This window comes from Bacillus sp. FJAT-49736, from assembly GCF_018343615.1.
GTDB lineage: Bacteria > Bacillota > Bacilli > Bacillales > Bacillaceae_C > Margalitia.
Genome location: NZ_JAGYPI010000005.1, coordinates 1 through 12802, shown reverse-complemented (window position 1 = coordinate 12802; position 12802 = coordinate 1). Strand labels below are relative to the sequence as shown.

13 protein-coding genes are annotated in these 12802 nt (G+C 37.2%); 9 read left to right on the top strand and 4 right to left on the bottom strand.

Going from position 1 to position 12802, the window contains the following annotated elements; genetic code table 11:
• The first annotated feature begins 2 nt into the window (after nucleotides 1–2).
• From KHA87_RS19865 to KHA87_RS19850, 4 genes are all read left to right on the top strand, one after another.
• Nucleotides 3–1364 (top strand): APC family permease, encoded by a 1362-nt coding sequence (locus tag KHA87_RS19865; protein ID WP_213095244.1) that lies wholly within the window; start codon nucleotides 3–5, stop codon nucleotides 1362–1364.
• 170 nt (nucleotides 1365–1534) lie between these two features.
• A complete protein-coding gene (locus KHA87_RS19860; protein WP_213095245.1) occupies nucleotides 1535–3568 on the top strand; it encodes a Na+/H+ antiporter in 2034 nt (677 codons plus the stop codon).
• A 230-nt stretch (nucleotides 3569–3798) separates the two neighbouring features.
• Entirely contained in the window at nucleotides 3799–4203 is a 405-nt protein-coding gene (locus tag KHA87_RS19855; protein WP_213095246.1) for a GNAT family N-acetyltransferase, read from the top strand.
• Between the two features lie 98 nt (nucleotides 4204–4301).
• Complete coding sequence (locus tag KHA87_RS19850; protein ID WP_213095247.1) at nucleotides 4302–4487, top strand: hypothetical protein; 186 nt, start codon at nucleotides 4302–4304, stop codon at nucleotides 4485–4487.
• 101 nt (nucleotides 4488–4588) lie between these two features.
• Here KHA87_RS19850 and KHA87_RS19845 read toward each other — a convergent pair whose 3' ends face one another.
• The 3 genes from KHA87_RS19845 to ptsG are packed head-to-tail and all read right to left on the bottom strand — an operon-like array spanning nucleotide 4589 to nucleotide 7650.
• On the bottom strand, nucleotides 4589–5398 hold the full coding sequence (locus KHA87_RS19845; protein ID WP_213095248.1) for a MurR/RpiR family transcriptional regulator: 810 nt from the start codon (nucleotides 5396–5398) through the stop codon (nucleotides 4589–4591).
• A 30-nt stretch (nucleotides 5399–5428) separates the two neighbouring features.
• A complete protein-coding gene (locus tag KHA87_RS19840; protein WP_213095249.1) occupies nucleotides 5429–6112 on the bottom strand; it encodes an N-acetylmannosamine-6-phosphate 2-epimerase in 684 nt (227 codons plus the stop codon).
• Nucleotides 6113–6114: 2 nt separating this feature from the next.
• A complete protein-coding gene (gene ptsG / locus KHA87_RS19835; protein WP_213095250.1) occupies nucleotides 6115–7650 on the bottom strand; it encodes a glucose-specific PTS transporter subunit IIBC in 1536 nt (511 codons plus the stop codon).
• Nucleotides 7651–7904: 254 nt separating this feature from the next.
• Between ptsG and KHA87_RS19830 the strand changes: the two genes are divergently transcribed.
• From KHA87_RS19830 to KHA87_RS19810, 5 genes are all read left to right on the top strand, one after another.
• Entirely contained in the window at nucleotides 7905–8396 is a 492-nt protein-coding gene (locus tag KHA87_RS19830) for a PTS sugar transporter subunit IIA (RefSeq protein WP_213095251.1), read from the top strand.
• A 187-nt stretch (nucleotides 8397–8583) separates the two neighbouring features.
• Nucleotides 8584–8775, top strand: coding sequence for a PLD nuclease N-terminal domain-containing protein (locus KHA87_RS19825; RefSeq protein ID WP_213095252.1), 192 nt, complete (start codon nucleotides 8584–8586; stop codon nucleotides 8773–8775).
• Entirely contained in the window at nucleotides 8776–9684 is a 909-nt protein-coding gene (locus tag KHA87_RS19820; protein ID WP_213095253.1) for an ABC transporter ATP-binding protein, read from the top strand.
• Entirely contained in the window at nucleotides 9681–10460 is a 780-nt protein-coding gene (locus tag KHA87_RS19815; protein ID WP_213095254.1) for an ABC transporter permease subunit, read from the top strand. Before KHA87_RS19820 ends, KHA87_RS19815 begins: the two co-directional genes overlap by 4 nt.
• A 50-nt stretch (nucleotides 10461–10510) precedes the next feature.
• A complete protein-coding gene (locus tag KHA87_RS19810; RefSeq protein ID WP_213095255.1) occupies nucleotides 10511–11437 on the top strand; it encodes an alpha/beta hydrolase family protein in 927 nt (308 codons plus the stop codon).
• Between the two features lie 138 nt (nucleotides 11438–11575).
• Here KHA87_RS19810 and KHA87_RS19805 read toward each other — a convergent pair.
• Nucleotides 11576–12802: GntP family permease (locus KHA87_RS19805; RefSeq protein ID WP_213095918.1), on the bottom strand; the 1227-nt coding region annotated here is incomplete at its 5' end.

Sequence of the window (12802 nt, the reverse complement as noted above, 5' to 3'; positions counted from 1 at the left end):
AAATGGAAGCAAAGAAACTTGCAACTCCGATACAAAAGCCACACTATAAGCAAGAATTAAAACGCTCTCTTTCGTTTTGGGATTTATTAATTTATGGAATGGTTTTTATGGTTCCCATTGCGCCATTTGGGATTTACGGATCTGTAGCTCAAGGCTCTAATGGAATGATTGCACTTGCTTATTTAATTGGGATGGTCGGAATGATTTTTACCGCTTTTAGTTATGCGCGTATGTCTGAAGCATTTCCAATTGCCGGCTCGGTCTATTCTTATGCTCAAAGAGGGATTAATGATTCAGTTGGATTTATTGCAGGCTGGCTCATCTTACTTGACTATATTTTTGTTCCGGCACTTTTATATCTAGTTAGTGGATCTGCCTTGCATGATATGGTTCCAGGAATCCCACTTATTGTCTGGGTGTTGCTTTTCATCGCAATTAATACAGTGATTAATATACGTGGAATTGAATTTACTGCTAAAGCAAATAAAATTATTGTTATCCTAGAATTAATTGTACTAGCTATCTTTGTCATTGTTGGCATCGTTGCAATTGCAAAAGGTGTAAATGGTGCTGAAATAACCATCAAACCTTTGTATGATAAGAGCCATTTCAGTATGAGTGTTGTAATGGGTGCAGTTTCGATTGCTGTACTTAGCTTCTTGGGATTTGATGGGATATCTACATTAGCAGAGGAAACGAAAGAAGGCAGTAAAGCCATTGGTAAAGCATGTGTATACGCATTATTGACGGTTGGAGCCTTATTTATCATTCAGACCTGGGTGGCCGCACTCATTTGGCCGGATTTTAAAAGCTTCAAGAATCCAGATGTAGCTTTTTATCAAATCGCAGAAGTAGCAGGGGGAACTTGGCTCAAATATTTAACAATCTTGGCGACCGCACTTTCATGGGGAATTGCTAACTCGTTAGTTGCCCAAGCAGCAATTTCAAGGATTTTATATAGTATGGCAAGAGACCGGAAATTACCTGGGTTCTTAGCGAAGGTTCATCCCAAATATCGAACTCCTTATTTAGGGACCATTGCCATTGCGATTTTATCCGTTATCGTTACCGCTGTATTTGCTTCACAAATAGGGATGCTGTCATCGGTTGTTAACTTTGGGGCATTATCCTCATTCCTATTTTTACATGTATCCGTCATGTATTACTTTTTAAGAAAAAGCGGAAGCAAGGATTATATGAAGCACTTGTTCCTGCCATTAATAGGGTTCATTATTATTGGGTATGTATGGCTTAATCTTGATCCGCTTTCAAAAAAATTAGGATTTATTTGGTTAGGAATTGGAATTATTTATTTAATTGTTCTGAAGTTAATGAAGAAAGACACTGGATTAAAATTAGACTAGAAGAATGATTAGTTTTGTTATACCAATAAAAAATCCCGTTCAGAAAAGTTCTGAACGGGATTTTTCATTGGTAGCCATATAATGCGACAGTATTTATTTTGACTGGTTTTTTCAAAGGAATAATAAAACATAGTGTTTCGAATGATAAAAATGGAAAGGAGAATATAATAATGGAAAATTTCTTTATCGTCCTACTATTATTGGCAATAATTGGACTTTCTAATGTATTGAATCATCTTGTTCCGTTCATTCCTGTTCCGCTGATTCAGATTGCCCTTGGGGTAATGATTGCTATCATTCCATTCGGAATCCATATTCCAATGGAAACCGAGTTATTTTTAGTATTATTTATTGCTCCTCTGCTATTTAATGATGGAAGAAATGCATCGCGAATTACTTTGTGGAAACTGAAAACGCCTATTTTGTTAATGGCACTCGGTCTTGTATTCATTACAGTATTTATAATAGGGTATTTTATTCATTGGCTTATTCCAACGATTCCTCTACCTGCATCCTTTGCTTTAGCAGCACTCCTGTCGCCGACAGATGCGGTGGCAGTAAGTGCGATGTCAAGTCGGGTGAAAATGCCAAAAATTATACTGCATATCCTTGAAGGAGAGGGACTAATGAATGATGCATCTGGACTTGTTGCTTTTAATTTTGCCATTGTTGCAATGGTAACGGGAGTTTTTTCATTGTTAAATGCCAGCATAAGCTTTGTTATTATTGCGATTGGCGGTTTCATAGGCGGAGCCTTTCTGGCATATATCATCATTAGGATCAGGGTGCTGTTACGACATTTTGGGATGGAAGATGTAACGGTACATATGCTTATTCAAATTCTTACTCCATTTGTCATTTTCCTGATTACAGAACATTTCCATCTATCGGGTATATTAGCAGTTGTTGCTGCCGGTATTGTCCATGCTATAGAAAAGGATCATGAAAAGTCCCCTAAAGTGGATCTACAGATAGTTTCCAAAAGTACTTGGACTGTCATTCTTTATGTTTTGAATGGTTTGGTATTTGTTTTACTCGGAATTCAGATTCCGAGTGTTGCAAGTACGATCATTAAGGATCCGTTATTTAATAATTTTGTAGCAATAAAATACATAGTTCTAATTACTGCCGCATTATTAATCCTACGTTTTGTTTGGATTTTTTTATCGGGATCCATTAGCTTGAGGATTCAAAAACGAAGGATTGCAAAATTAAGCTTCAGACAAATAGCCCTTACAACATTAGGTGGTGTAAGAGGGGCGGTTACACTGGCCGGTGCTTTTTCGATTCCGTATGTTTTAGAGGATGGTAGCCCGTTTCCCGAACGGTCTCTTATACTTTTTATAGCGGCAGGTGTTATCCTTTTAACACTGATTATTGCAAGTATTTTCTTACCTTTGATTGCGAAATCCGATGGAGATAAAAATGAGGTGGAAAAGGAAAAGATAAAGAATTGGGCGCTTATACAAATGAGTATTGCAGCAATACGTGCCATAAAAAATAGTATGAATGATGAAAATCGTGCATCTGCTTTGTCCATTATTACATCTTATAATAAAAAAATACATCAGCTTCGATCTGGAAATGAAGAAGAAAGCTCAAATGCTGTCAAAAACTCAGAAGTACAAATTCGGCTGAAGGCATTAGAGGCTGAGTCTCAATACATTGCAAAACTAGGAAAAAATAAAGAAATTGACCGGGAAACAGCGTATCTTTGCCAAGAACATATTCACCGAAGGGAAATGGCGATTACAAACCAAATGAAATATAGAGCTTTGGTAATTGGGAATACGATAAAAAGAATCTTGATCCGTATCTTACATGTTTTATCTCCACAAAAAGAAACGATGCTACAAAAGCGCAGGAAGCAATATCAAAAAATGGTGGAGTTAAAAATAGAAATGGCAAAAGCAGCAATCAACCAATTGGTGAAAGAGATGTCCTCAGAAAATAAAGATATCCTCTATTTAGTGATTGGGGAATATAACGAATGGATATTGATTTTAAAGAAAATAAAAGATAAACACACTTCGAAAATTAATGAGCGTTATGAACGAGAGTTGAAAAATAAAGCATTCCAAGCAGAAAGAGATGCACTCCAAGAAATGTTTGAAAAGGGAAAGTTACCTGTTGAACTTGTAAGAAAGCTTCGGCAGCAAATCAATATTAGGGAAGTATATTGGATTGAAGGGAAAGGTTTATAGTCTATGAAGTTGTTCCTTTCAAAAACAACCCGAGTTTTGTGAACGAACCACCTCACAATAATGCACCGCGTTTTTTTATGGGTGGAACAAAAAATGGAAGCGTAATAAGATATCGAAATACCCTTGATGTAAAGGTGATAAAAGAATTAGAGCAAGTTATTAATACAGGTCACATTCCTTCAATAGCTGATATCATTCGGATACTTAACAAAAGTCAGGAGTTAAGCACAGTGTGGATAGGACCCGCATATATTTTTCAGAATGTGAAAGATAGGGAAACAAGAGCGATAAAAGTTACTCCTGAAAATAAAAATATTTTATTGTCCAATTTCCCATTTACATATGAAGAATTTGAGTTGAAGCAACCATGTTATGCAATCGTCCAAAATAATAAAGCTGTTTCTATATGCTGTAGCGCAAGGCAGACTTCAAAGGCAGCAGAGGCAAGCTTATATACATTGGAAGAATTTCGCGGAAATGGTTTTGGAATGGAGGTAGCAAATGCATGGGCAAATGAGGTCCAAGCTCAAGGGAAAATAGCATTATACAGCACCTCGTGGGACAACTTTTCATCCCAAGCTGTTGCCAAGAAGCTGCAATTAATGCAGTATGGAACAGATATTCATATGACCTGATTTTTTCGACTCAATAGATAGATTGATGGCAGCGAACTTGGCCATAGCCAAAGTAAGAAACGGGAACGATCAGAGGTTGAATGTGCCCGGAAAAGAGGATGAATTGGGAAAGCGGGAATGAACAAAGGCCGATTCTGCCCGAAACGGGCATAGACAATAATCCAAATTTTATTCTTTTAATTTCAGGCCCGGTTTGCGGGGTTTTCACCAATATCATTATGGAGCAGCAAATGTTTTCGAGACAAACGAATAGACCTAATCATGTTATCAGCTCCTTTGCATGATTAAACACAATATCAAGAAGTGAAGCCTGATGAAACAAAAAATAACTCCTCGTTTGAGAAGTTATTTTTTAAGGACATTATTAAATGACACGAAAAGTCGGTCAAGTCCTATCTATATGTGATAAAGAAGAAATAACCGAAACAGTATCCATGTATATTTTGTGCCTTACTGGATCTTGCAGGAAGTGGGCAGTGATTCGGTCTATTAAGAATAACGCACTTAGGTCTAGTCCTGTTGAGAAATAACCATTTCGGATTGGATGAACAGTCCATAATACTTCATGTGATAATGTTGTTAATGGGGTGTCTCCGTAAGCAGTGAAAGAAACGATTTTCGCTCCATTTTCTTTTGCTCTTACGACTGGAATTAATAAATCTCTTGTTTGACCGGAGCGCGAAAATGCAAGTAATAGGTCTCCTTCCTGCAGAAGGGCACTCCTTATAATCATTAAGTGAGGGTCGGTCACTGCCTCCGCAACAAATCCCATCCTACTCAAACGATAATTAAGTTCCTGTGCAGCAAGTCCCGAGCTCCCTAACCCATATATGAAAATTCGATTCGCCTCTTTAATCAAGGATAGAACACGAGAAAGGGACTCTTTTCCAGATAAAGATTGGATATCATGGAACATTTCAATATATTGATGATGTAATGCTTCATCTATATCTGAACTTTCATCTACATGATTCTCTCTGGCTAGCTTTAATTTTAACTCTACAAAATTACGGCAGGAAACTTTTTTAGCAAATCTAGTAATGGAAGCGACAGACACTCCCGTCTTCTCTGCAATTTCCTTGATATGACTTTGAGAGGCTTCCTCAGGTGAGGAGAGCAAATAATCTGCTATTTGTCTTTCTTTATCTGAAAAAGATGAATATCTAGACTGAATATCCTTTAAAAGTGATGCCACTTATAACTCCTTTCTCCTTCTAAACGGTCATTAGTTATCGCGAATCATTGCTGTAAAACGGGCGGTAATTTGCTGTGGTCTGGATATAGCACCACCAACAACGACTGAATGTGCCCCTATATCAAGGACCTGTTTTGCCATTTCGGGAGTAATAACATTTCCTTCTGCAATTACAGGGATAGACACAGTTTGAAGGATGCTTTTCAAAAACATAAACTCATTATCATATAGTTTACATCCTTTTGTTTCATTTGTGTATCCGTATAGAGTAGTTGAAACGCAATCAAAGCCTAATTTTTCTGCGTTTACAGCATCTTCAATTGTAGAAATATCAGCCATTAATTCTACTTCCGGTTTTTTTGCTCTGATATGATCTACCAACTCTTCAAGAGTTTCGCCATTTGGTCTAGTTCTTAAGGTTGCATCTAATGCAATCATTTCACATCCACTTTCAAGCAATTCATCTACTTCTTGTTTTGTAGCTGTAATGAAAACCGCACTATCTGGATAATCTCGTTTTACTATTCCTACAACAGGAAGCTCAACTTCTTGTTTAATTGCAATAATATCCTCTTTGGAATTTGCGCGAATCCCAACAGCACCACCAAGCTTTGCTGCTAGAGCCATTTTTGCCATAATAAATGAGCTGTGAAGTGGTTCATCTGGAAGTGCCTGACAAGAAGCGACTAGCCCTTTTTTTATGGTCTTTAACATTTTTATCCACCTACAATTTCTTCAATTTCGTTTTTAATAATCGTCACGTCCGGTCCGTATATTACTTGAATGCCTTTTCCTTTAGAAACAACACCCTTAGCACCGGTTTTCTTTAAAATATCTTCATTTACACTTTTCTCATCTTTTACTGTAACCCGCAAACGAGTTGCACAGCAGTCAACGTTTTCTAAGTTGTCTGCTCCGCCCAATGCACCGATAATAGTTTGAGCACGTTCACTCTTATTGGTAATTGCAACAGTTTCCTCTCCTGCTTCTTCGCGTCCAGGTGTCTTAAGATTGAACTTCTTAATGAAGAAGGTGAAGGAGAAATAATATAGGAAGAACCAAACAACTCCAACGATTGGAACCAGTACCCAGTTTGTTTTCGCATTACCTTGTAAAACTCCAAATAATATAAAATCAATAAATCCACCAGAAAATGTTTGTCCGATAGTAATATGGAGTATATGAGCCATCATAAATGCTAAACCATCAAAAAATGCATGTAATACATAAAGTGCTGGTGCGATAAATAAGAATGAAAATTCAAGTGGTTCTGTAATTCCTGTTAAGAAAGAAGTTAATGCGGCAGAACCCATTAAACCAGCGATCTTCTTTTTGTTTTCAGGCTTTGCAGTACGATAAATCGCAAAAGCCGCACCGATTAAACCAAACATCATCGTGATGAAGCGTCCGGACATGAAACGTGCAGTTCCGATATAAAAATGCTGCGTATTTGGATCTGCTAATTGTGCAAAGAATATTCGTTGTGTACCTTCCACTAAATGACCACTGACAACAGCAGTACCACCTAAGCTTGTAGTCCAGAATGGCATATAGAAAATATGATGGAGACCGAATGGACCAAGCAATCTAAGAATAAATCCATAAAAGAAAGTACCAATATAACCTGTTGATTGTACAATACCACCCATTTTAAAGATCACGCTTTGGATGAATGGCCAAACTAAAAACATAACGGCACCTAACAGGATAGCCGCAAAAGAAGAAATAATGGGAACAAATCGTGATCCGCTAAAGAATCCCAAGAACGGCGGAAGCTGAGTTTTATTATATCGATTGTGTAGCCAAGCTGCTAAAATACCGACTACAACCCCGCCGAACACACCTGTTTCTAACGTTTGAATTCCAAGAACCATTCCTTGTCCTGCAGCGGCAGGGTTTTCAGTATTCATTTTATGCGTAATAGTAAGTAGAGCTGACATAGTTGAATTCATAACTAAAAACGCTAAAACACCAGCAAGACCTGCTGTACCTTTATCTGATTTTGCTAATCCTACTGCAATACCTACAGCAAATAGTAAAGCAAGATTGGCAAAGACTATATTCCCTGCACTTGACATAATTGTGAAAATCGACTGTAGCCAAGATACATCTAAAAATGAATAAGCTTTTATGGTATTTGGGTTAGATAACGCTCCCCCAATCCCTAATAAAAGACCAGCAGCTGGCAATACTGCAATCGGTAACATGAAGGATTTACCAAACTGCTGAGCTTTTTCGAAGAAACTACTCATCAAATTACCCCCTAACATGAAAATTATTTACACGTTTAGTATAATACCGACTTCGACGAAATTCAACAAGAATTTAAAGCGTTTTCAAAAAAGATATGAAATTTCATTTGGATAGTGGAAAAAGGGCAGAAGATAGTAATACATATATAAGATTTTTTTGCGAATGTTAATGTATAACATTTTTCAAATTTGATTTTATACGTTAGAATAGGAATCGTTTTTTATATCTTGTGCGAATGATTGGAGGAAGTTACATGTTTAAATCACTATTTAAAAAAAGCGAACAAGCGATAACGATTATGGCACCATTATCCGGTGAGGTAGTTTCCTTAGAAGAAGTTCCGGATCAAGTCTTTTCAGAGAAAATGATGGGGGATGGGGTAGCGATCATTCCGTCGAAAAATACACTGTATTCCCCAATCGATGGAGAAGTAGTTAATGTTTTTCCAACAAAGCACGCTATTACGTTACGTTCAAAAGAAGGGGCGGAAATATTAATTCATATGGGTCTGGAAACAGTCAATCTAGGTGGAGATGGGTTTGACATTAAGGTTTCAGATGGAGACAAAGTAAGTAAAGGTAGTGTACTGGCTGATTATGATGTGGAAAAAATTAAAGGTTTAGGATATAAAGTCATTACACCGATTATATTAATAAACGGTGAAAAATTCGCAATGAATCAACCTTCAACCCATCATCAAGTTACCGGTGGTATGGATATATTGTTGGAGATTACGAAAAAATAAAGGATATATACAGAGTACCTTTGCCGCCTGGTAAGGGTACTTTTTTTGTATATTTGTAAAGGGTAGGTAAGCGCAAAAACGTTTTGGCATATAGCCCCTTAAAAATATTTTTTAATAACATATTGTAATTGCTTTTTATAATTGTTATATTTCTTGTATAACAGATAAAAATTTGGGGGTAGAAGAAATGGAAAACATTAACTGGGGTCTAATTGCACCAATTGTTGTCATTCAAGTTTTATTAATGGTAATTGCTTTAGTGGATATTATTCGTATAGATCGCACAAAAGGGCCCAAGTGGCTTTGGGCACTTATTGTTATTTTTATTAACCTATTAGGACCGATTCTTTATTTTGTTATCGGAAGGAAACAAAAATAAATGAAGGTCATAGATGTACAGAATCTTACAAAAGAATTTAAAGGGAAAGTTGCAGTTAAGGATGTAAGCTTTTCTCTTGAAGAAGGAAAATGCACAGCATTACTTGGCCCAAATGGGGCGGGTAAAACAACAACATTGCATATGATTGCGGGATTAATCAAACAGAGTAAAGGAACGATTCATTCTCCATTAAAAAAATCAGGAGATGACATTAGGGGAGTAATAGGTTTTTTGCCCCAATATCCTGCCTTCTATGAATGGATGACGGGTGAAGAATATTTAACTTTTGCTGGACAATTAGTTAATATCGATGCGTCTACCATAAAGGTAAGGGTGGAGGAGCTAATTGAGCTTGTTGGCCTTCAAGATGGATACAAACGTAAAATAGGTGGATATTCAGGAGGAATGAGGCAAAGACTTGGTATTGCACAAGCTCTTATTCATCAGCCGAAGCTTGTGCTCTTGGATGAACCAGTTTCTGCTTTAGACCCATTTGGAAGACGAGAAGTTTTAGAGCTAATGAGAAGATTGAAAAGAGAGACGACCATCCTTTTTTCAACCCACATACTAAATGATGCGGAGGAAGTATGTGATTCTGTTCTTTTTATGAATGATGGCAGATTGATAGAGGGTGGAGGATTGGAAGAGGTTAAGGAACGCTATACCGATAATGTAATCAGGCTTTCCTTTTCAAAAATCCCGAAAGATTTCTTGCTTCAATTGGAAGGGATGAAATGGATAGGATCCGTAGATATCGATGATAATAATGCTTTCATTGCCGTTTCTGAAATGGAGAAGGTAAGAGAGCAAATATTTCAGCTAGCCGCTAATGAAAGTTGGCCATTGGAAAAATTTGAAGTGAACCAATTGACATTAGAAGAGGTGTTTACAAAGGTGGTGAAGGGATGAAACAGTTTTCTATTTTTTTGAAAAAAGAATGTGTTGAATCATGGAGGAATTATAAATGGATTTGGATGCCATTAGTGTTTCTTCTACTTGGTTTAACTCAGCCAATAACCACTTATTATTTACCGGAAATCATTCAGTCTGGTGGGAATCTTCCGGAGGGAGCCGTTATCAAACTGCCGACGCCATCCGCCTCAGAAGTGTTATTTGGAACAATTGATTCGCAGTTTAATGTGATTGGAATTTTGGTGGTTGTACTAGCTTTTATGGCCTCTATACCGGGGGAAAAGAAAAGTGGAAGTGCATCTCTAATTCTCGTTAAGCCTGTTTCGTTTATCGCATATATTCTAGCAAAATGGACATCTGCAATGCTGGTAGTTTGGGTATCCTATTTCCTTGGTATGCTGGCAAATTGGTATTATACTTATCAATTATTTGAAAAGGTTGATGTGAGCTTGGCAGTAAAAGCCTTTTTCTTTTATGGAATTTGGTTAACCTTCGTCGTTACGTTAGTTTTTTTCTTTGGAAGTATAGTTAAATCCTCTGGATTAAATGCTTTTTTAACCTTAGCATCAACAATTATTCTAAGCACAGGTGCATCCTTTTTTGCCAATAAGCTCTTATGGCTGCCATCTCTTCTGACAAAATATACAGGGGAATTGTTAAAAACAAAAGCAATCCCGGAGGGGCTGTATGGGGCATCTATCATAACAATTCTATTGATTGGCCTTTTTCTAGCATCTGGAGTATTTATTTTTAAAAGAAAAGAATTGGTATAGATTCGTACTTAAGAAAGAACGCTAGAAAATTCTTGAGGAGGCAGCATATAATGTTGAATGAGAAAATTGTGATAGGTGCGGGAACTAAGTACCCCCTTAATGGGATATTGACCATCCCAAATGAAACTAATAGATTGTTGCCCGCGGTGGTGCTGGTTCAAGGATCAGGTCCAAGCAACATGGATGCAAAAGTAGGTAATAATGTTCCTTTCAAAGATATTGCGGAAGGTCTGTCTGAGAAAGGTATTGCCGTGTTACGTTATGACAAGAGAACCTTCGTATACCGCAAAGAAATGAAAAATCACACTGGAATTTCGGTGAAAGAAGAAACAATCGAAGATGCCGTACTTGCAGCTGAATTCTTACGAAGAGATGAACGTATAGACTCTAATAAAATATTTATTATTGGTCATAGTTTAGGTGGGATGTTGGCTCCTCGTATTGATGCAGAAGGTGGGAATTTTGCCGGTATCATTATTTTGGCTGGTTCACCGCGCAATCTGGAAGAAATTATGATGGATCAAAATGATGCTGTATTAGACTCCCTAAATAAATTTTTGAAGATAATTGCGAGGAAGCAAATAGCAAATTTATCAAGGAAGTTTGAAAATATCTATAATCTAAGTGATGAAGAAGCGAAATCAACATTAGTTATTGGAAAACATGTAAGTGCATACTACTTTAAAGAAATGGGTGTACACCAATCTATTCAATATCTCAAGTCATTGGATAAACCGGTTTTCATTTTGCAGGGTGAGAAAGATTTTCATGTATCTATAGAAAAAGATTTTAATGGGTATAAAAATATTCTAGGTCAAAAGCCGAATGTAAAATTTAAGCTTTATCCAAACTTGAATCATATGTTTATGCCTTCCGTGTATGGAGCGATATTAAAAGCGAAGAAAGAGTATAATGTTGCTCAGCATGTGGACAAACAAGTGATAAATGATATGGGTAATTGGATTCTGTCCGTTTAGGAAAATAAAATAAACGAAATAGAAATATTTAAATGAATGTAGCCAAGAAAAAGATATAAAACCTCCATTTCATTGGAGGTTTTATATCTTTTTGCTGTTTTAGTAAATCAATAGTGTAAATGAGGTTTATAAAACAACTTAAACAAGTATTACCCACAAAATCATCGTAAAGATAATTGTAACGACACCCTGCAACAATGTAGCCATTGTTTGCGCCTTATAAGCATCAGTTACCTTCATACCACTAAATTGGGTAACAACCCAGAAGAAGCTGTCATTTACATGGCTGACTGCCATTGCGCCTGCTCCTACTGCCATTACTACTAAAGCAAGTGGTACCGCCCCTGCAATTCCCATCACAGGAAGCAATGGAGCGATTAATGACGAAGTAATGACTAACGCTGCAGTAGAAGATCCTTGTGCTGTTTTTAAGGCAGCAGCAATAATAAATGGAATCAATAAGAACCATACGCCACTGAAAGCATTCGCAAGATCCCAACCTTGAATCGCATCGGCAATTCCTGTATTTTTAATTACAGTCCCAAACGCACCACCAGCTCCGGTAATTAGAAGAATGGGAGCAGCATCTAAAAGCCCTTGACCAACCCATTTTGTTAATGTTTCTTCGGTATAATTTGGCAATAAAGTAAAGGCTGCAATAACTCCAGCTAATAAAGCAATAACAGGTTGTCCTAGGAAAATAAAGAAGGCGGAAATATTTCCCTTACCGCCTAAAACGGTAATGATCGAACCAATTCCTATTAGAATAATTGGTAGAATAATAGGTAAAAAGGCTTGGAATGCAGATGGCATTTTACCAAACGATTTTACGATTTCATCATAATCCAATTCCTCATTTCCATCGTCTGGAACCTCAATTTTTTTTGCGACCTTTGCTGCCCAAAAATATCCGACAATCGTTGCAGGAATAGCGACAATTAGTCCAATTAATATGATTGTCCCTAAATATCCTTCTGCACCGATATTTCCAGCCGCTGCAATTGGACCAGGTGTCGGAGGTACAAGCGTATGTGTCGCGTACAAGCCTGTTGCTAAAGCTACAGACATTGATGCTATTGTTACTTTTGCCCGTTTAGCCAAGGCTTTCTTTAAGCTTGATAGAATAACAAATCCGGAATCACAGAATACAGGAATAGATACAATATATCCAATTAAACTCATCGCTAGCTGCGGTCTTTTTGGCCCAACTACACGAAGAACCACTTCTGCCATCCGTAAAGCAGCGCCCGATTTTTCTAAAATGGTTCCAATAATTGTTCCGAAGACGATTACAAGTCCAATACTTGTCATTAAGCCCCCGAAACCACCGTTTATATTTTCAACAATTTTAGTCAAAGGCATTCC